Raw genomic sequence first — 18,868 nt, forward strand, 5'->3', positions numbered from 1 at the left:
GGGCCGCGTGCTAGCGTCGCCGCCATGGAAGGCGACGACGCGCTGTGGCGCCAGGGCAACACCGAAGCGGCGCGGCGCAACTGGCCGGCCGCGGCGGCGTGCTTTCGCGCCCATGCCGAAAAGCGGCCCGGTGAGGCCGCGTCCTGGATCGCGCTGGCCAAGGCCGAGGGCCTGGCGGGCCATCCCCGCCGCGAACACGCGGCCACCGCCCGCGCGCTGGCCTGCGCCACGCCGGCCTGGCCGCTGGCCCTGGCGCTGGCGCGCCAGCTGCAGTCGCAGCACGAAGTACGCGCGCTGGAAGCCCTGGCCGCGCGACTGTGGCCGGGCGCCGCCGACGCGCCGGTGGACGCCCTGGTGGAGCTGGCCGACCTGCTGGGCCAGGCCGACGCGCACGCCGCCGCGCTGCCCTGGCTGGACGCCGCACTGGCGCGTGAACCCGCGCATGCCCCGGCCTTCTACCTGCGTGGCACCACGCAGCTTTTCCTGGGCGACTTCGCCGCGGCGCGCGCCGACCTGACGCAGGCCATCGCGCTGGCGCCGCATTTCGCCCACGCGCACTGGCGCCTGTCGGAACTGCGCGCGCACGACCGCGCGGGCGCCCCCGCGCGCATCGTCCGCCTGCAGGCCGCGCGTGAACAGGTGGCGCCCGGCTCCGAGCACGACATCCACTTCAGCTTCGCCCTGCACGGGGAACTGCACGACGCCGGCCGCCACGACGAAGCCTGGGCCGCGCTCGAACGCGGCTGCGCCGCCAAGCGCGCGCGCCTGCGCTACGACGCCGCGGCCGACCAGCGCCTGTTCGAAGCACTGCCGCGCCTGTGCCACGCCGGTTTCGTGGGTGGCCCCGGGCACGACGGCGAAGGCGAACCGACGCCGGTCTTCATCGTGGGCCTGTTCCGCGCCGGCAGCACCGTGCTCGAGCGCCTGCTGGCGGGGCATTCGCGGCTGGCAGACGGCGGCGAGAGCCGCCAGTTCAGCGCCTGCCTGCGCGTGGCCGCCGACTACCGCCCGGCCGGCCTGCTCGACGAGGAAATGCTGCAGCGCGCGGCGGGCCTGGATTTCGCCGCGCTGGGCGCCGACTTCATGGCGCGCTCGGCCTGGCGCGCGCGCGGCCGCGCCGGCTGGACCGAGAAGCTGCCGTCGAACCTGCTCAACGTGGGGCTCATCGCCCGGGCGCTGCCGCGGGCGCGTTTCGTGCACGTGTTCCGGCCGGCGATGGACGCGTGTTTTTCCAACCTGCGCCAGCTCTACGGCGACATCTGCCGCTACAGCTACGACCAGCGCGAGCTGGCCGCCTACTGGCGCGGCCAGCACGCGCTCGCCGCGCACTGGCGCAGCGTGCTCGGCGAACGCTGGCTCGACCTGGCCCACGCCGATTTGCTGCGCGACCCGGAAGCCCAGCTGCGCCGCGTGCTGGCGCACCTGGGCCTGGACCATGAACCGGGCCTGCTCGACCTCGGCGCGCGTGGCGGCGCCGTTTCCACCGCCAGCGCCAGCCAGGTGCGCGGCGGCCTGCGCGCGCCGTCGCCGCCGGACTGGCTGCCCTACCGGGAAGCGCTGCGGCCGCTGGCCGAGGCGCTGGGCGAATCCGTCGGGTGAATCAGTCCTGCGCGGGCGCGGCGGCGTCGAGGAACCACACCTCGACCTTGCCCTTGGCCTTCATGGTCATGGCATTGCCGCGGCGGTCGAGCGACTTGCCCACCGGCAGCCGCACCCAGCCTTCGGAAATGCAGTATTCCTCGACGTTGGTGCGCTCGGTGCCGTTGAAGCGCACGCCGATGCCGCGCTCTAGCAGGGCTTCGTTGTAGAAAGGGCTGCGCGGGTTGGTGCACAGGCGGTCGGGAGGGGTGTCGCTCATGGGGAAGGTCCGGTTCAGGAAAGCGCGCATTCTAGCGGCCCGGCCCGGGCGCGTGGTTTGCGTCCGGCCCGGGCGGGGAGTAGCGTTTTCCCCTGTCAGGAGGCCGCCCATGTCGAACCTGCCCTACATCCCCTTCACCGCCCTGGCCCTGGTGCCCCTGGAGGGCGAAGCGCCCGCCGAACCCATCACCGGCCGCGCCAAGTTCAGTTGCAACACCCGCGATGGCGGCGACCGCCGCAAGGGCGAGGACCGGCGCGAACAGGTGCGCTTCCAGTCCGAGCGCCGGCAGCAGCGCGACCGCCGCCCGGCCGCGCGCAAGCCCTGGGAGCAGGGCACGCTCTGAAGCGGCGGTAGCTCAGCCGGCGTCGCCGGCCAGCGCCCAGGCCACGGCGCCACGGGCGTGCAGCGCCGTGGTGTCGAACAGCGGCAGCGCGGTGTCGGTGGGCGACACCAGCAGGCCGATTTCGGTGCAGCCCAGCACGATGCCCTGGGCGCCGCGCGCCGCCAGGCGGTCGATCACGGCCAGGTAGGCCGCGCGCGAGGCGTCTTCGATGCGGCCGCGGCACAACTCGTCGTAGATGACGCGGTGCACGAGCCCGCGGTCGGCCTCGTCCGGGACCAGCACTTCGAGCCCGTGCTTTTCCTCCAGCCGGCGCCGGTAGAACTCGCCTTCCATGGTGAAGCGCGTGCCCAGCAGTCCGATGCGCGACAGGCCGGCGGCGCGGATGGCGCCGGCGGTCGGGTCGGCGATGTGCAGCAGCGGCAGCCCGGAAAGGGCCTCGATGTCGGCGGCCACCTTGTGCATGGTGTTGGTGCACAGCACCAGGGCTTCGGCGCCGGCGGCGCGCAGGCTCTTCCCGGCCTCGCCCAGCAGGCGCCCGGCGTCGTCCCAGCGGCCTTCGCGCTGCATGCGCTCCACCTCGGCGAAGTCCACGCTGTAGAGCACCAGGCGCGCGCTGTGCAGGCCGCCCAGGGCCTCGCGCACGGCCTCGTTGGCCAGGCGGTAGTAGGGCAGGGTCGATTCCCAGCTCATGCCGCCGATCAGTCCCAGGGTCTTCAAGGCGCTTCGTCCACGTGTTCGCGAAGTGGCCATTTTCCCCCGGCCAAACCGGCCTGCCTATACGCAGGCCGCGGGAAAAAGCGGCCCAACGGCCCCCGGGTTTGCCGGGCTTGCGAAAAAACCCGGTTTTTTCGCCATTTTCCACTTGGCGGCGCGCTTCACTTGCCCTACATTCGCTGGGCCGGGGGCGATTCCCAGGCACCCCAATTACCCACCGAGAACCACGGGAAAAAAAATGGCTACCAAGAAAGCTGCGAAGAAGAAGGCTGCCCCGAAGGCCGCTGCCAAGCCGGCCGCGCCGAAGCCGATCAAGGAAGCCCTGACCAAGTCGGGCCTGGTGTCGCACATCGCCGAATCCACCGGCGTCGCCTCGAAGGACGTGCGCGCCGTGATGGCCGCGCTGGAAGGCGCCGTGCACGGTTCGGTCTCGAAGAAGGGCGCGGGCAGCTTCACCCTGCCGGGCCTGCTGAAGATCACCGTCGTCAACGTGCCGGCCAAGCCGAAGCGCAAGGGCATCAACCCGTTCACCAAGGAAGAGCAGTGGTTCGCCGCCAAGCCGGCCACCGTCAAGGTGAAGGTGCGTCCGCTCAAGAAGCTCAAGGACGCCGCGGCCTGATACGGTCGCTGCACAGGCGCCGCGCCCGCTGGGCGCGCGCGCCGCGGCAAACACGGGGTGGGCACGCGCAAGCGGCCCGCCCCGTTTGTTTTCAGGACTCGTGCGCCGGGTTGTCGAGCGCGTAAACCACGAGGTCCTGGCCGCCCACCGGCTGCAGTCCCTGCGACTGCATGCCGAGCGATTCCAGCAGCCGGCGCGAGGCCAGGTTGCCTTCGTTGACGATGGCCAGCAGGCGCGGCAGGCCGAGCGGGCCGAAGGCATGCGCCAGCGTCGCGCGCGCCGCCTCGGCGGCCAGGCCGCGGCCGCGCCAGGCGGGCAGGAAGGCGTAGCCGATGTCGGCGTGGTCCAGGAAGTCGCGCCGCACCAGGCCGCAGACGCCGGCGAGTTCGCCGCCGGGTTTCATTTCCACCGCCCACATGCCGTAGCCGTGTCGTGCGTAGCTCGCCGCCGGGCCGGTGGCCAGGTAGGCGCGCGCGTCGTCCTCGCTGCGCACGCCGCGGTCGGCGATGTTGGCGATGAAGTCGGGGTCGTTGAGCAGTTCGAGCAGGAAGCGCGCGTCGCCGTCGTGCAGCTCGCGCAGGCGCAGGCGGGGCGTTTCGGGCAGCGGGTGGGTCATGGGCGGCTCCGTGGGGCCGCCCGATTATGGGGCCGCTTACGGGCGGGCCAGCGTCACCAGCTGCAAGTTGCCAAGATCGGCAACCTGGCGCTGCTCCGGCGGCGAGCGGCGGTCGTTGCGCACCACGTTGGCGGCCAGGTTCTTTTCGTCCAGGCGGACCGTCTCGCGCACGATGATGCGGAACGTCACCGTAGCCGAGGCGGCCACGCGGCCACCGTCGGGCTGCACGGCCAGCTGGCCCTGGGCGAAGGCCGGCGAGGCGAAGGCCAGCAGCAGCGCGGCAACGGCCGCGAGGCGGGGGAGGTGGGGGCGCTTGAACTGGCGATCGGCGTTCATGCTGCTGCTCCGCTGGGGGGAGGGGCCGGGCTTCCCTAGGGGAATCCCCGATCCTTGGTGAGCAGTCTAGAAAGCGCCCTAACTTGTTGATGCGTAACGCCTCACAGTTGCCAACTGTGGGAAGTTGCGCACACTTCCATGCGTTTTGCCGGGCGGCTGCACGCTTTGCGCGGGGCCTCGGTCACAGTTCCGGGGTCGTTCGCCGGAAAGGACGAAACGCGGGCTGAACGTGCTGGTCTTCCGAGCAACGCGGGCGCAGGCGCGCCCCGGCCAGTCAGCCCGCGTGGAGTTCGGCGGGCGCGGCCTCGAGGCCGTGCACGTGCACGCGGTCGCGGCCCTCGCGCTTGGAGCGGTACAGGGCGTCGTCGGCGCGGCTGAGCAGGGTGAGGAAGTCGTAGCCGCAGTTGCGCGTGCCCGCCACGCCGAAGCTGGCGGTGATGCGGAAGACATGGCCGCTGGGCGCGGTGTCGATGGCGGCGATGCGCTTGCGGCATTCCTGCGCCAGTGCGATGGCCGAGCCCAGGTCGCAGCCCACCAGCAGGAAGGCGAATTCTTCGCCGCCGAGGCGGCCGAAGCGGTCGTGCTTGCGGCAAATCGCGCTGCAGGTCTCGGCCACCTGCTTGAGCACCCAGTCGCCCACGGCGTGGCCGAAGCGGTCGTTGATGGCCTTGAACTCGTCGAGGTCGAACATCACCAGGCCGGCGTCCTCGCCGTCCTTGCGGCAGTAGTCGAGCGCTTCCTCGGCGCGGCGGCTGAAGTGCATGCGGTTGGAGATGCCGGTGAGCGCGTCGGTTTCGGCCAGGCGCCGGAACAGCAGCTGCGCCTTCTTCGTGCGCCAGGCCCAGAAGGCGATGGTGCCCAGCAGGCCGGCGAGCAGCAGCACCAGCAGCAGCGTGTTGCGCTGCTGCTGCGCGTCCACCTGCTGCTGCAGCTGCAGCACCTGGTTCTGGCGGCTGAGCAGTTCGATGGCCTGGGTCTTCTCGCGGGTTTCGCCCATCACCTGCTGGTAGGCGTATGCGCGGGCCTTCACTTCGTTGAGGTAGGCCTGGTTGGCGTCGAAGTAGTTGATGTGGTGCGCCAGCGCCGCGGCGGTGTCGCCGCGCTGGAGCGCGCTTTCGAACAGCACGCGGTAGGCGGCCACCAGCGGCGCCGAGCTGGCCATGGTGGCGCCCTGCGACAGCGTGCGCCGGGCATGGAGTTCGGCGCTGCCGAAGTCGCCGGCGGCCAGGTAGATTTCGGCCAGGGTCGAATGCACCTCGCCGATCAGGCGCGGGTAGCGCGTGGCCTCCACCTCGGGCAGGAACTGGCTGAGGAAGACCACCGCTTCGTTGCGGTCGCCCAAGTCGGCCATCTGGCGGGCGCGGTAGGCGCGGGCGTAGTTGGTGAAGATGGGTTCGCCGGCGGCGGTGCACTGGCTGACCAGGGCATCGACCTCGCCTTCGCGGCCCTTGAGCTGGCCCAGGTTGTACCAGGCCTCGGTGCGCAGTGCGCCCGCGAAGCAGGCGGTGCGCGGGCTGGGCGAATCACCCAGCATCAGTTCGGCGTAGCGGATGCCGTCTTCGTAGCTGCCCACGTGGTTGCTGATCGAACCGCCGGCCGCCCAGGCGTGGTGGCGCAGCTCGGGGTCCTTGATCTGGTCGATCAGGGCGAGGGTCTGGTTGAGGTAGCGCAGCCCCTCGGCGAAATCGCGGGTGGAGGCGTAGGAGTTGACGATCAGTGAGCCGGCGCGGAAGCGCACGCTCACGTCCTGGCTGTTCTCGAACAGCTCCTTCGCGGCCTGGATGCCCAGGTCGTAGCGGCCGCTGTAGGAGAGCTGGTAGGCCTTGAGGTAGTCGAGCTGTTCGCGCTGCGCGACGCTGGCCGAACCGATGCTGGCGTTGAGCTGCCCCAGCAGCGCCTCGAACTGCTTCGGCTCCGAGCTGCGCACGGCTTCCGCCTGCCGCAGCATGGCCTCGAATGCCGGTGACGCCAGCAACCGCGGCGGCGCCAGGAGCAGCGCCGCCGCGGCCAGGCCGATGGCGATCTTGCGGATCATCGTAGCCTGCGCGAACCGTGCGTCAGTGCAAGCCGGCGCGGTGGACCGACTCCTTGCGGTCGTCCTGGTCCGGCTGGTCGCTGTCGTCCTGGTCGTCGTCCTTCTTGTTGTCGTCGTCGGCCGGGAAGAGCATGCAGGTCATGGCCAGGCGGCCACCGAGCAGCGTGTTCAGCGCCTCGTGGTCGCGCGCCAGCAGCGCCTGGCGCGGCGCGTCGTCCAGGCCCAGGGCGTCCACCGCGGCGGCGAACTCTTCGCCTTCAAGCCGCGACAGGGCCGCGTTCTTGCCCATCTGTTCCAGGAACCCGATCACGTTCGACATCCGATCTCCCCTTTTCAAGTAGTGGTGGTTTCGTCGCGTCGCAGGGATTCGTCGAGCGAGTCCAGGCGGGCGAGCAGTGCCTCGTTCCTGCGCAGCGGCGCGGCCGGCGGCAGGACCAGGGTGGAATGCGCCGCCAGCGAGGCCGCCGGCAGGTCGCGAAGGGCCAGCGTTTCGATCCGCGGCGACTGCAGCGGCGAGGTCGCGGCTTCGTAGAGGGTGCACTCGTGGTCCAACGGATAGTCTTCGGCGAGCAGGTCAACCAGCACCTGGCGGAAGGCGGCGGGCGTGGAGAAGCGGCGGTAGCCGCGGTCGCCGGCGACGCCGGGCTGCCAGACCACCAGGTAGGCGCTGGTGTCGAGGCGGCGCCGGTAGAACATCAGCTGGCTGGCTTCGTAGTGCTGGCAGCCCACTTCGCCGGGGTCGATGCCCAGGTCGGCATACAGGCAGTCTTCGGCGGAAATGCCGGGTTCCATGGCGGCTTCGAAGCCCTCGCGGCGCGCCTGCGCCACGGCGCGGTGCGGCGCCTGCGCGAACACGCCGGGGTGGCCGTAGAACGCACCGCAGACGCGGCGGCCGGCGCGGACTTCCGCCAGCATCAGCTCGACCATTTCCCGGTAGGTGTCGGTGCGCGGCTTGCCTTCGCGGTAGAGCGGCTGCAGCGAGCGTACATCCGGGTTCATCTGCTGCACCCAGAGCTCGACGATGGGGTCGGAGACCGCGACGAAGACGACGTCGGCCTGCTCGATGTGGCTGCGCGCGCGCGGCGCGAGGTGCGCCCCCAGCGTCATGCCCAGTCCCACGCACGCGAGGCTGCCCCGCTTCCCCATGTTCCCCGATACCCCTGCTTATAGCCGCCCGAGCGTAGCCGAATGTGCGTTACTTGTCGCCTTGCAGGGCTTCCCAGCGCGCGCGGGACAGCCGCCAGCGGATGGGGTGCGGGGTGGCCTGGCGCGGGGCGGGTTCGAAACCCAGCCGGCGCATCAGGCCTTCGGCCAGGCCATGCCCGTCGGCGTGGCGGGTGTGCAGCGCGTCCAGGCCCAGTTCGGTGAACGCGTGGCCGGCGAGCAGGGCGATGGCTTCGGTGGCGTAGCCGCGGCCCTGGTGCGCGGGCGGGATCATCGCGCCCACTTCGGCGCCGCCGCGGCCGTCGGGGTCGAGCCCGACCAGCCCCAGGCCCCCGGCTTCCGGCGGCTGCACCAGCACCCACACGCGGGGCGTGGGCCAGGGCCGTGCGGCCCTTTCCAGTGCGGTGTCGAAGGCGCGCCGCGCCTGGTCCGCGGCGGCGGGCGGCAGCACGTGGCGCATGGTGTCCGGGTCGGCGTACAGGCGGGTGTAGAGCCCGGCGTCGCCGGCCGCCAGCGGGCGAAGCTGCAGACGCGGCCCGGCCAGCGCGTCCATTCAGGCCGCCTGCCGCGCAGCGGCGAAGCGCACCACGCCCAGCCCGCCGCCCGCGCCGCGGTCGAACACGGCGTAGCGGCCGGCGAACAGCGGCAGGCCCAGGATGGACTGCCCGCGGAAGTGCGGCAGCGGGGCGCCCAGCAGGCACAGGCGCCGGCCCGTGCGCAGCGCGTTGCCCGGCCAGTACTGCGCGGCGGGGATGCGCAGCACGGCGTCGCGGCCGTTGGGCGCCTCCAGGCCCAGGTGCAGGTCGGGCCAGTGGCGCAGGTCCACCTCGGCGTCGGGCAGGCCGTCGCCGGCGGCCAGCGCGCGCTGGGCGCGGGCCACGAGGTCGGGGAAGCGTGGGTCGCGGCGCGCCAGGGCGGCGAGCAGCGCGGCGTAGGTGGCGTCGTCGAACACCAGGAAGCTGCTGCCGGTGTCGAGCAGGGCGTTGCTGTGGTGCGTGGCGAGGTCGGCCGGGGCCAGCGCCGGCACGGGGATGGGGGCATCGTCGCCCACGCGCAGCCAGCGCAGGTTCGCGTTGTAGTACAGGTCGTGCAGGATGCGCACGTCCTGGAAGCCGCCGCGGTAGAGGTGCTGCTGTTCGCTGCCGCCGCCCAGCACCAGGGTGCCGCGGTTGAGCGGGTCGGCGGCGCGCTGGCGGGCGGTGGTGGCGCCGTCGCGCGCATGCACCACGGCGCGGCCCACGGCCAGGGCGAAGCGGTTGCGCACCACGCCTTCTTCCTCCAGCGCGCTGAAGGCCGGCGTGAGCCAGGTGCGGGGCGCAGCCGCGACGTCGGCTTCGCTGGCCGGGTCCAGGCCGGCGTAGGCCAGGCCCCACAGGCCGTCGGCGTCGCGCAGGAATGCCGCGTCGGTTTCGATCAGGGCGAACAGTGCGTCGTCGATGGCGCGGGCGTGGCGGCCCCGGCCGAAGCCCAGGCGCGAACGCAGCACCGGCCCCGACCAGCGGCCGCCGCCGTAGCGGATGTCCTGCACCCAGGGCGTGCGCTGCAGGGCGCGGTCGCGGCCGGGCTGGTAGGCGCGGGGGGTGACGGCCAGGGTGCTGCTGCCGGTGTCGAGCACCAGGTGGGCGGTGTCGCCTTCGCTGCCGAACGCGGCGGCGACGGTGTAGGCGCCCTGGGCGTAGGCGAGGGTGGTTTCGAGTTCGATGCCGCCGGCCATGGCCGGAGCATAGCGGGGCGCCGCCCGGCGGCGCAGGCCCGGCCTGCGGCATTTGCGCCCGGCCCGCTTTGCCGGCAGTGTTTCCGCCATTCCCGCCGCCCGCCAGGCCGCCGCCGTGAGCACCGACTCCGAGATCCTCAGCCGCCTCGAAACCCTCAACGCCATCGGCGTGGCCCTGTCGCACGAGCGCGACCTGGCCACCCTGCTCGAGCGCATCCTCGAAGCCGCGCGCGACTTCGCCGACGCCGACGGCGGCACGCTCTACCTGGTGGAAGGCGACACCCTGCGTTTCGAAGTGCTGCGCAATGATTCCCTGGGCTATTTCATGGGTGGCCGCCACGGCGCGCCCATCCACTTCCCGCCCATCGCCATGCACGGCCCGGACGGCCGCGCCAATGATTCGATGGTGGTGGTGCACGCGGCCCTGACCGGCCGCACGGTGAACATCGCCGACGCCTACGATGCCGAGGGCTTCGACTTCGGCGGCACCCGCGCCTTCGACGCGCGCACCGGCTACCGCTCGCAGTCCTTCCTGACGGTGCCCATGAAGGACCACGACGGCCACGTGATCGGCGTGCTGCAGCTGATCAACGCCAAGGACAAGGCCGGCGCGATCCGGCCCTTCGACGGCGCCATCCAGCAGCTGGTGGAATCGCTGGCCTCGCAGGCGGCGATCGCGCTCAACAACCGCCGGCTCATTGACCAGCTCGAGAACCTGTTCGAAGCGCTGATCAACCTGATCAACACCGCCATCGACGAAAAATCGCCCTACACCGGCGGTCACTGCGAACGCGTGCCGGCGCTGACCAGCCTGCTGGCCGACGCGGTGGCGCGCACCACGGTGGGCCCGCTGGCCGAGTTCACGATGGACGAGGCCGACCGCTACGAACTCAAGATCGCCGGCCTGCTGCACGACTGCGGCAAGATCACCACGCCGGTGCACGTGGTGGACAAGGCCACCAAGCTGCAGACCCTGTTCGACCGCATCGAGCTGGTGGACACGCGTTTCGAGGTGCTCAGGCGCGACGCCGAGATCGCCCACCTGCGCGGTGAACTCGACGCGGCCGCCTACGCCGCGCGGCTGGAGCAGCTGGAAGACGACCGCGCCGCCGTGCGCCAGGCCAATACCGGCGGCGAATTCATGGACGACGACCGCATCGAGGCGCTGCGCCGCATCGCGCGCCATACCTGGCGCGGGCCGGATGGCCGCGAGCTGCCCTTCCTGTCGGCCGAAGAGCTCGACAACCTGTGCATCCGCCGCGGCACGCTCAACCACGCCGAGCGCGAGATCATCAACCACCACATCACCATGACCATCCGCCTGCTCGAGGCGCTGCCCTGGCCGGCGCACCTGCGCAACGTGCCCGAGTACGCCGGCGGCCACCACGAGCGCATGGACGGCAAGGGTTACCCGCGCGGCCTGACCCGCGAACAGATGAGCGTGCAGGCGCGGGTGATGGGCATCGCCGACATCTTCGAGGCGCTCACCGCCAGCGACCGGCCGTACAAGCCGGGCAAGACGCTGAGCGAGTCGCTGTCGATCCTCGGGCGCATGAAGCTTGACCACCACGTGGACCCGGACCTGTTCGACGTGTTCCTGCGCGAGCGCGTGTACCTGGAATACGCGCAGCGCTTCCTGCCCCCGGAGCAGGTGGACGTGATCGACTGGCACCGCATTCCCGGCGTCTCGCCCGAACTGGCCGCCGAGCTCGCCGCCCGCGACAGCTCGTTGTAGGAGCGGCTTCAGCCGCTCCTACAGGTTCAAGTTGCGGCAGCGCGGCGGCGTTCCAGCCACCACAGCGCGCTGCTCAGCAGCAGCCAGGCGACGAACCAGGGCCAGCGCGGGCCGGGCACCGGGGCGGGGTTCGCGGCGGTGGCGCCTCCAGCGTTCACCAGCGCCAGCGTCGCGAGCTGGTTTTCGCGCGCCGCCATCGCGGGAAGCTCGGCGGGGTCGCGCACGAGCAGCGGCCATGCCTGGTCGCCCACAAGCACCGCGTGCCGCCCCGGCTGCGTCGGCCAGAAGGCTGCGCAGCGCGCGTCGCCGGCCGTGGGGTCGGGCAGCAGCGCGGTTTCGGCACCGTCGGGCGCGCGCACGCGAGCGCCATCGGGCAGGCCGCAGAACGCGACGCGCTGGTTGAGCCAGGCGTGCGTTGGCAGCTCCGGCAGGGCGGCTTCCGCGCCACGCGCCAGGGTGTCCACGGCGTTCGCCCACAGCTGGCCGTAGGCGCTGCGTCGGCCCGCCAGCCAAAGCCGGTAGCTGTCCGACAGTGTCCACAGCGCCACGCGGCCGCGGCCCTCGGCGCGCCACAGCGCCAGTGGCGCCTCGTCGCCGGCGCGCAGCAGCACCGCGCCATCGGCGGCCGACAGCGCCAGCGGGCGGCGGCTGAGCAGGGGCGCCACGTCGGCGGCGCGGGTTTCGGCGTCCAGCGCCAGCGTGGCGTCGGCGTGTTCGGTGCCGGGCAGGCGCAGGCCGCGGGCGATGTCGGCGGTGTCGGCCTGCAGGCCCCAGGTGCGCAGCACGGTGCGGTCGGTGGCGGTGAGTTCGCCGGTGATCCGCAGCAGCACGCCTAGGCCGTCGCGCACCGCGGCCTTCAGCGTGGCGCGGCCGCCCTCGCCGAGGTCGCGCCAGGCGCGATCGTCGAGCAGCACCAGGTCGAATTCGGCCAGCGCGGCCGCGGTGATCGGCAGCGGCGGGTCGCCCAGTTCCACGCCGCCGCCAAGGCTGATGACGCTGTGCAGGCGCAGGCCAGCGTCCACCGCCCAGCGGCGCAGGTACTTCACTTCCGGCGAGGCGCCGCCGGCGAGCAGCAGAATGCGGCGTGGCGCGGCGTCGCGTACCTGCAGGGGCAGGGCCAGCGATTGCGCCACGGTGTCGTCGGCCCCGCGCAGCTGCAGCGTGTAGTCCACCTGGCCGGGCAGGCCGGCGGACGTGGCCAGGGTGAAGCCGCCGGTCTCGTTGAGCGCGGCACGCGCTACGACTTCGTCGGCCGGGTCGCGCAGTTCGGCGCGGCCGCCGGCCAGGCCGGTGGCGAGGCCGCGCACTTCCCACTGGCGACCGGTGACGACGCTCGCCGGCGCCTCGAGCGACTGCAGGCCTTCGGGCAGCGGCGCCGGTTCGAAGGCCAACGCCACGCCACGCGCCGCATCGTGGTCGCGCGCCGGCAAACCCAGGCCGAGCACGCGCACCGGCGAATGCCCGGCGTGGCGGCGCAGCGCGGTGCCCAGGTCGGGCACGCGTTCGGCGCCGGCCACGTCGCCGGCTTCCGGAACCACGACCAGCATGTCGCCCGGTGACAGGTTCGCCGGCATTCCAGCCCCGGCCGTCAGCACCACCAGCGCGCCCGCGTGGCCGGGCTGCAGCGGCGGGAACAGCACGAAATACAGCAGCGCCGCACTGGCTGCCTGGCCCGCGAAGCGCAGCAGGAAGCGCGGCCAGGGCAGCGTGCCCGCGCGCAGCTGCCAGGCCAGGCGCGCGGTGGATAGCAGCACGATGGCCAGCAGCGAAATTCCAACCAGGTTCGAAAAATCAACCTGGTTCACTTGGTTCAGGTTCAAGGGGCTCATGGCGACGGTTCCTCCGTGAGCGCGTCGAGGTAGGCGGCGCCGGCGGCGTCCGGGGCGGCGCGCGGCGCCACGCCGGCCACCGGCGCCGGCAGCAGGGGCCAGAGCAGGGCGCGCAGGTGCTGGCGGTGTTCGGGGCTGTCGGGCTGCGCACGCAGGGCGTCGAGTGCGGCCACCAGGGAGAGCGGGTCCTCGAGCTTGGTTTCGTTGGCCTGCAGCCAGTCGGCGAAGGGCTGCAATTCCAGCGCGCCATCGGCGTCCAGTGCGCGCCACAGCGCCGGCACCGGCGAATCCTTCGTTTCGGCGGGCACCAGGCCGGTGCGGCGGTCGCCCAGGCCTTCGCGCTTGCCGGTCATGCGCCGCGCTTCGTCGATCGGCGCCAGCTCCAGGCCCACGCGCGCCAGGTAGATGCGGCTGGCCTGCTGCACCTGCTTGATGAAACCCAGCGCCCGGTAGGCGTGCGGCAGCGCGCGCGCCGGCTGGCCCTGGCGCAGTTCGCCTTCCGACGACCACATGGCGTCCAGCGCCTGCTTGAGCAGGGCGCGGGTTTCCGGGTCGAGCAGGGTGGCGGCCTCGGCGTCGTCGTGGGTGTGGCCGTATTCCTCGAGCACGCGGATGGCGCCGCCGAGCGCCGCGCCGCCTTCGTCGCCGTGGTCGTGGCCGTCGTCTTCGCCGTGTGCTTCGCCGTCCTCGTGCGGCGGCGCTTCCGGCTGGCCGGCGTTTTCCTCGCCCAGGAACTGGCCGTAGCGCATGCGCAGGATGCGCTGGTCCACGCCGATGGCGTCGGAGCGGTCGAGGAACGCGTCGGCGGCGAGGCGCGGCTTCTCGGCCACCAGCGCTTCGGCGTCGATGATGATCTGGCGCTGGCTGCGGAAATAGGCCGGCAGGGTCTTCTTCACCAGGCCTTCCATGCCGGTGGATTCGCCGCTGGGCGGCATCGGCCAGCGCAGGATGAGGCTGGCGCTGCGCGCGCGCTGCGGCGCCGGCGTGCGGTTGTCGGCCACTTCCAGGCGGACGATCAGGTCGTCGCCTTCGGCCAGGCCCAGCGAGGCCAGGTCCAGCGACTGGCGGTAGCGCCGCAGCTTCGGCTCGCCTTCGCCGCGCACGGCCACGCTGCGTTCGCTCACCGTCACCTGTTCGCCGCTGCCCTGGGCCAGGGTCACCTGCAGGCGCGCGGGGCCGAGGCCATGGTCGTCGCTGGCCTCGAATTCCAGCGCCCAGGTGCGCTGGCCTTCGCTGCGCAGGCTGAGGCTGCGCTCGGGCGCAATCACGCGCAGCTGCGGCGCCTGGTCGGGCTGGGCGTCGAGGCGGTGCAGGGCGTCGTCGGCCAGCGGCAGCGCGCCGGTGGGCACCAGGCGGTAGAGCGTGGAGCGCACGAGCGTGTGTTCGGCCACCCAGTCCTCGCCCTCGCGCTGCATGGGCAGGGTTCTGCCGTCGTGCAGGCGCAGCGCCATGGCCTCGGGCTGCGGTGAGAAGCGCAGGCGCCAGCGCAGGCGCGCGCCCTCGGGTGCCTGCGCCGAGAGCGTGGTTTCGGTGCGCACGGGCAGGCCGGTGTAGGCCGGCGGGGCGATGTCGAGCTGGCTGCCGGTCAGTACGTAATGCGTGGCCTCCGGCACGGCGGCGTCGCGCGCCGCGCGTTCTGCGGCGGCGCGTTCGGCCGGCGTGGCGGGCCACAGCAGCAGCGCGGCCGCGGTGACCACGCCGGCGAACCCGGCAAGCGCGAGCGCGCGCGCGGGCCACGGCGTGCGCAGGTCGAGCGACCGCGCGGTGGCGAGGTGCTGCTCCAGGCGTTCGCGCTGCAGCTGCTGCAGCGGGCCGAGCGTGGCGGATTCGGCGAACAGCAGGTCGGCGCTGTCCTGCATCGCCACGTCGGCGTTGAGGCGGCGGGCGGCCCAGCGGTCGTCGAAGGCGCGCCGGCGATGCAGCGCCACGGGCACCGCGGCGGCCAGCAGCGCGGCGGCCGCCAGCGCGGCCTGCGCCGGGCCCGCGACGCGCCAGGCCAGCGCGCCGACCGCCAGCGCCATCGGCGCGGCGAACGCGAACACGACGGCGCTGCTGCGCCAGCGCGCGGCCGCCATGGCCTGCCGCAGTTTCGCCGGCGCGCTCATGCGGCCACCCCGCGGCGCGGGCTGGCGGCGAACCAGCGTTCGAGCGCGAACAGCAGCCCCAGCGCGGCCAGCAGCCAAGGCTCCAGCGGACGCGGCGCGGGTTCGAAGCCGCCGGCGCCGGGACGCGGCGCCAGGGCCGCGGCGTCGGCCAGCGTGGGGGCAGGCGGGGGCGGCTGCAGGCGGGCGCGCAGGCGCGTGGGGAACGCGGGTTCCAGCAGTGCCGGCAGGGCCTCCGCAACCAGCGGCTGGCGCCACTGCAGCACGCGGCCGGCGCCGAGGCGGGCTTCGCGCAGCCAGTCGGTGTCGTCGGCGTTGCCGGCGGCGCCGGCGGGCCACGTGGCGTCATGCGCGAGCAGTGCGGTGCCGCCGGCTTCGATCCAGGCGAGCAGGTTTTCCGGCAGATCGCCTTCGGCCAGCCAGGCCACGGCCTGCGTACCCTCGGGCAGCGGCGTGCCGGTGATGGCGGCATCGCCAGCGGGCGCCTCGGCATGGGCGGCCACCTGCCAGGCCTTCTGCGCGGCGCGCAGCCAGCGGGCCTGGTCGGCGCGGTCCGGCGCGTGGCGGATGGCGAGCGCGAACGGCGTGGCATGCGCTTCAACCGCCGTAGTGCGGTCGGCGGCCGGCAGCACGCGCCAGTCCACCGCGCGCGACAGGCGCGGGCGCTCGCCGTCGAAGCCGTCCACGCGTTCGGGCAGCCACACAGCCAGCGCGGTGGACGGCGCGAGTTCGGCGTCGGCCTGGCGCAGCAGACTGGCCACCGGCACCGGCGCGGCGGGCGCCGGCGAATCCACGGGCGGGAAACCGGGCGCCAGCCAGTGCGCGGGCGTGTCGGCGTCGCGCTGCACCTGCGCGGGGTCCAGCGCGGGGTGAACCAGCACCCAGGCGGGCGCGCCGGTGCTGCCGCGCAGGAAGGGCGCCGCCAGCAGCAGCGCCAGGCCGGTCACCAGCGCCAGGCGCAGCGCCAGCAGCAGGAATTCCTCCAGCCGGAAGCGACGCTGCGGCTTGCGCCTGGCCTGCAGCCAGCGCAGCGCGGCGAACATCGTGGGCACCTGTTCCTCGCGCCGGGCCAGGTGCACCAGCAGCGGCAGGGCCAGGCCCAGCAGCGCCAGCAGGCCCAGCGGGAAGGCCAGGCTCATGCGCGCTCCGCGGCCTGCGGGGCCAGCAGGCGGCGCAGCGGGGCGTCGAGCGGCTGGTCGAGGAAGTATTCGACGCGGCGCACGCCGCTGGCGGCCAGGCGGCCCTGCAGCGCCTCGCGTGCGGCGGCGAAGCGCGCCAGGAAATCGGCGCGCGCGGCGACGCCGTCGCCGATGAGTTCGGCTTCGGTTTCCGGGTCGCGGAAGCGGTGGCCGCCGCGGAAGGGGAAGTCACGCTCCTCGGCGGTGAGCAGCTGGATGTTGAGCACCTCGCGCCGCGCCGCCGACAGCTTTTCCATCAGCACCATGGCGCCTTCGTCGAAGTCGTCGCCCAGCAGCAGTACCAGCTGGCCGGCGCCGATGCGTTCCCACAGCGGCCGCAGGCGCGTTTCGTCGGGCCACTCGCCGCGGGCGCGCAGGCCCTGCAGTTCCAGCAGGCAGCGGTCGCGGTGGCGCGGGCCGGCGCCGGGCGGCACCAGGTGCAGGCCGTCGCCGCTGATGGCGGCCAGGCCGAAGCGGTCGCCCTGGCGCAGGGCCAGTTCGAACACGCAGGCGGCCAGCGCGCGGGCGGCGTCCAGGCGCGTCCAGCCCGGGCGCGCGGCGTCGCCCTGGGCCATGGAGGCGGTGGCGTCCACCAGCACCCAGGCGGTGAGCGGGCTGTCGCGCTCGGACTCGCGCACGAAGAAGCGGTCGGAGCGCGCGTAGAGCTTCCAGTCGATCTGGCGCAGTTCGTCGCCCGGTTCGTAGGCGCGGTACTGCGCGAACTCTAGCCCGGCGCCGCGGCTGCGGCTGCGGTGCTGGCCGAAGCCGTGCCCGCCCGCGGCCCGGCGCCCGGCGAGGCGCAGGTCCTTGAGCCGGGCGCACACCGCGGCGGGAATGAAGTCCGGGCCGGACATGGGCGCCTTACGCGGGGTGCGGCACGGCGCGCAGCAGGGCCGCCACGACGTCGTCGGCGCTCTTTTGCTCGGCTTCGGCCGCGAACGACAGCAGCAGACGGTGGCGCAGCACGGGCGCGGCCAGCGCGGCGATGTCGTCGCGGGTGGCGGCGAAGCGGCCGTTGAGCAGGGCGCGCGCCTTCGCGGCCAGCACCAGCGACTGCCCGGCGCGCGGGCCGGCGCTCCACTTCACGTACTGGTTGATCTCGGCCGGCGCAGCGGCGCCCGGGCGGCTGGCGCGCACCAGGCGGGTGATCCAGTCGAGCAGGTCGGCGCCCAGGTGCACTTCGCGCACGCGCGCCTGCAGCGCGAGCACGTCGGCGCCGTGCATCACCTGCGGCACTTTGGCGGCGCTGCTGCCGGTGGTCTGCTCGATGATGGCGCGCTCCTCGGCTTCGCTCGGGTAGTCCACCTTCACGTGCAGCAGGAAGCGGTCGAGCTGGGCCTCGGGCAGCGGGTAGGTGCCGGCCTGCTCGAGCGGGTTCTGGGTGGCCAGCACGAAAAACGGCGCCGGCAGTTCGTGGGTCACGCCGGCGTAGCTCACGGTTTTTTCCTGCATGGCCTCGAGCAGGGCGGCCTGGGTCTTGGGCGGCGTGCGGTTGAGTTCGTCGGCCAGCAGCAGGTTGGTGAACACCGGGCCGGGCTGGAACTTGAAGTGGCGGTGGCCGGTGCCGTGGTCTTCTTCCAGGATCTCGGTGCCCAGGATGTCGCTGGGCATCAGGTCGGGGGTGAACTGCACGCGGCGGAACTGCAGGTCGAGCGCCTGGCCAAGCGTGCGCACCAGCAGGGTCTTGCCCAGGCCGGGCACGCCTTCGAGCAGGCAGTGGCCGCCGGCCAGCAGGCCGATGAGCAGCTGCTCGACCACGTCGTGCTGGCCGACGATGGCCTGGCCGATGGCCTCGCGCAGCGGGGTGATGCGGGCGAGCTGGGCCTGCAGGTCTTGGGCGGAAACGGAAGCGGTCATCGGGGGTCCAGGGTGGGGGTCAGGCGGTGAGCGCGTACATCACGATGTTCACCGCGAACTTGGTGTTGTCTTCGGCCAGCCAGCGCTTGTTGCGCCAGTCGTAGTCCCATTCGCAGCCGTAGTCCTTGTTGCTGTAGAGCACGCCGAGGCGGCCGTCGACGGTGATGCCCTTGAGGTAGTCGTGCACCAGGTCGTCGCCCCAGCCGTTGAGCTCGAAGCCGGTGGCGGGCGGGCCGTCGAAGCGGAAGAAGCTGGAGTAGACCGGGTGGCGCGGCGGCAGCTTCTGCAGCGCGCGCGGGCCGAAGATGGACGCCATCTCGGCTTCGAACGACTTGGCGAACAGCCCGTCGATGTCGTGGTTGCAGTCGTCCACGAACACGAAGCCGCCGCTGCGCACGTAGCGCTCGAAGTTGCGGCGCTCCTCCGGGTTGAACTCCACCAGCTTGTGCCCGGCCAGGTAGCAGAACGGCGCCTGCAGCATGCGCGGGTCGGCCAGGGCCAGCACGTGTTCCTTCGGGTCCACCCGCAGCTTCGTGTATTCGATCAGCGAGGTGATGACGTTCGCCGGCATGCGCTGGTCCACGTCCCAGTCTCCCGAGTCGTACATCAGCCGCGTGAACCAGAAGTCGTAGTCAGCCGTGGGGGGGCGCGCGGGGGGCGCGGGCGGCGGGGGCCCGGGGGGGCCGCGCCCGCCCCGGGAAACACCCCCCAGCCTCCGCCCCCCCCCCCGCCACCCCCCCGCGGGCCCCCCCGGGGAGGGGTATGAGC

At 73.0% G+C, this 18,868-nt stretch carries 19 protein-coding genes; 4 read left to right on the forward strand and 15 right to left on the reverse strand.

Annotated features, from left to right (window positions below):
• The first annotated feature begins 24 nt into the window (after window positions 1-24).
• Entirely contained in the window at window positions 25-1,599 is a 1,575-nt protein-coding gene (locus ACE3Q2_RS06620; protein WP_374473471.1) for a sulfotransferase, read from the forward strand.
• A 1-nt stretch (window position 1,600) separates the two neighbouring features.
• Here the strand turns inward: ACE3Q2_RS06620 and ACE3Q2_RS06625 are convergent, their stop codons facing one another.
• Window positions 1,601-1,858: a DUF3297 family protein gene (locus ACE3Q2_RS06625; RefSeq protein ID WP_374473472.1), complete on the reverse strand. Its 258-nt coding sequence runs from the start codon at window positions 1,856-1,858 to the stop codon at window positions 1,601-1,603.
• A gap of 109 nt (window positions 1,859-1,967) precedes the next feature.
• Here ACE3Q2_RS06625 and ACE3Q2_RS06630 point away from each other — a divergent pair, with 109 nt between their 5' ends.
• Window positions 1,968-2,201: a hypothetical protein gene (locus ACE3Q2_RS06630; RefSeq protein ID WP_374473473.1), complete on the forward strand. Its 234-nt coding sequence runs from the start codon at window positions 1,968-1,970 to the stop codon at window positions 2,199-2,201.
• A 12-nt stretch (window positions 2,202-2,213) separates the two neighbouring features.
• Here the strand turns inward: ACE3Q2_RS06630 and ACE3Q2_RS06635 are convergent, their stop codons facing one another.
• On the reverse strand, window positions 2,214-2,951 hold the full coding sequence (locus ACE3Q2_RS06635; protein ID WP_374473474.1) for an aspartate/glutamate racemase family protein: 738 nt from the start codon (window positions 2,949-2,951) through the stop codon (window positions 2,214-2,216).
• A 202-nt stretch (window positions 2,952-3,153) separates the two neighbouring features.
• Here ACE3Q2_RS06635 and ACE3Q2_RS06640 point away from each other — a divergent pair, with 202 nt between their 5' ends.
• Window positions 3,154-3,534, forward strand: coding sequence for an HU family DNA-binding protein (locus ACE3Q2_RS06640; RefSeq protein ID WP_043803873.1), 381 nt, complete (start codon window positions 3,154-3,156; stop codon window positions 3,532-3,534).
• Between the two features lie 91 nt (window positions 3,535-3,625).
• Here ACE3Q2_RS06640 and ACE3Q2_RS06645 read toward each other — a convergent pair whose 3' ends face one another.
• The 7 genes from ACE3Q2_RS06645 to ACE3Q2_RS06675 all read right to left on the reverse strand — a co-directional run bounded on the left by ACE3Q2_RS06645 (window position 3,626) and on the right by ACE3Q2_RS06675 (window position 9,399).
• Window positions 3,626-4,150, reverse strand: a complete 525-nt coding sequence (locus tag ACE3Q2_RS06645; protein ID WP_374473475.1) for a GNAT family N-acetyltransferase — start codon at window positions 4,148-4,150, stop codon at window positions 3,626-3,628.
• A gap of 36 nt (window positions 4,151-4,186) precedes the next feature.
• The gene (locus ACE3Q2_RS06650) at window positions 4,187-4,486 is read right to left on the reverse strand and encodes a hypothetical protein (protein ID WP_231698267.1); all 300 of its coding nucleotides are present in this window, start codon (window positions 4,484-4,486) and stop codon (window positions 4,187-4,189) included.
• A 274-nt stretch (window positions 4,487-4,760) separates the two neighbouring features.
• Complete coding sequence (locus ACE3Q2_RS06655; protein WP_374473476.1) at window positions 4,761-6,521, reverse strand: diguanylate cyclase; 1,761 nt, start codon at window positions 6,519-6,521, stop codon at window positions 4,761-4,763.
• 22 nt (window positions 6,522-6,543) lie between these two features.
• Window positions 6,544-6,831 carry a hypothetical protein gene (locus tag ACE3Q2_RS06660; protein WP_374473477.1) on the reverse strand — a complete coding sequence of 96 codons (288 nt, stop codon included), beginning with the start codon at window positions 6,829-6,831 and terminating at the stop codon, window positions 6,544-6,546.
• A 23-nt stretch (window positions 6,832-6,854) separates the two neighbouring features.
• The gene (locus ACE3Q2_RS06665) at window positions 6,855-7,667 is read right to left on the reverse strand and encodes an SAM-dependent methyltransferase (RefSeq protein WP_374473478.1); all 813 of its coding nucleotides are present in this window, start codon (window positions 7,665-7,667) and stop codon (window positions 6,855-6,857) included.
• Window positions 7,668-7,716: 49 nt separating this feature from the next.
• Entirely contained in the window at window positions 7,717-8,238 is a 522-nt protein-coding gene (locus ACE3Q2_RS06670) for a GNAT family N-acetyltransferase (protein WP_374473479.1), read from the reverse strand.
• Window positions 8,239-9,399, reverse strand: a complete 1,161-nt coding sequence (locus ACE3Q2_RS06675; protein ID WP_374473480.1) for a pepsin-like aspartic protease — start codon at window positions 9,397-9,399, stop codon at window positions 8,239-8,241.
• 115 nt (window positions 9,400-9,514) lie between these two features.
• On the opposite strand from ACE3Q2_RS06675, the gene ACE3Q2_RS06680 reads away from it, so the two are divergent.
• The gene (locus ACE3Q2_RS06680; protein WP_374473481.1) at window positions 9,515-11,134 is read left to right on the forward strand and encodes an HD domain-containing phosphohydrolase; all 1,620 of its coding nucleotides are present in this window, start codon (window positions 9,515-9,517) and stop codon (window positions 11,132-11,134) included.
• 26 nt (window positions 11,135-11,160) lie between these two features.
• On the opposite strand, the gene ACE3Q2_RS06685 is transcribed toward ACE3Q2_RS06680, so the two are convergent.
• The 6 genes from ACE3Q2_RS06685 to ACE3Q2_RS06710 all read right to left on the reverse strand — a co-directional run.
• Window positions 11,161-12,963, reverse strand: coding sequence for a carboxypeptidase regulatory-like domain-containing protein (locus tag ACE3Q2_RS06685; RefSeq protein ID WP_374473482.1), 1,803 nt, complete (start codon window positions 12,961-12,963; stop codon window positions 11,161-11,163).
• Window positions 12,960-15,068 (reverse strand): hypothetical protein, encoded by a 2,109-nt coding sequence (locus ACE3Q2_RS06690; RefSeq protein ID WP_374473483.1) that lies wholly within the window; start codon window positions 15,066-15,068, stop codon window positions 12,960-12,962. The genes ACE3Q2_RS06685 and ACE3Q2_RS06690 overlap by 4 nt, the downstream gene beginning before the upstream one ends.
• Complete coding sequence (locus ACE3Q2_RS06695) at window positions 15,065-16,204, reverse strand: BatA domain-containing protein (RefSeq protein WP_374473484.1); 1,140 nt, start codon at window positions 16,202-16,204, stop codon at window positions 15,065-15,067. Before ACE3Q2_RS06695 ends, ACE3Q2_RS06690 begins: the two co-directional genes overlap by 4 nt.
• Window positions 16,201-17,097 carry a DUF58 domain-containing protein gene (locus ACE3Q2_RS06700; protein ID WP_374473485.1) on the reverse strand — a complete coding sequence of 299 codons (897 nt, stop codon included), beginning with the start codon at window positions 17,095-17,097 and terminating at the stop codon, window positions 16,201-16,203. The genes ACE3Q2_RS06695 and ACE3Q2_RS06700 overlap by 4 nt, the downstream gene beginning before the upstream one ends.
• A gap of 7 nt (window positions 17,098-17,104) precedes the next feature.
• Window positions 17,105-18,100: an AAA family ATPase gene (locus tag ACE3Q2_RS06705; RefSeq protein WP_374473486.1), complete on the reverse strand. Its 996-nt coding sequence runs from the start codon at window positions 18,098-18,100 to the stop codon at window positions 17,105-17,107.
• Between the two features lie 19 nt (window positions 18,101-18,119).
• Window positions 18,120-18,868: DUF4159 domain-containing protein (locus ACE3Q2_RS06710; RefSeq protein ID WP_374473487.1), on the reverse strand; the 749-nt coding region annotated here is incomplete at its 5' end.

It is taken from the genome of Arenimonas sp., assembly GCF_041913985.1.
Classification (GTDB): domain Bacteria; phylum Pseudomonadota; class Gammaproteobacteria; order Xanthomonadales; family Xanthomonadaceae; genus Arenimonas.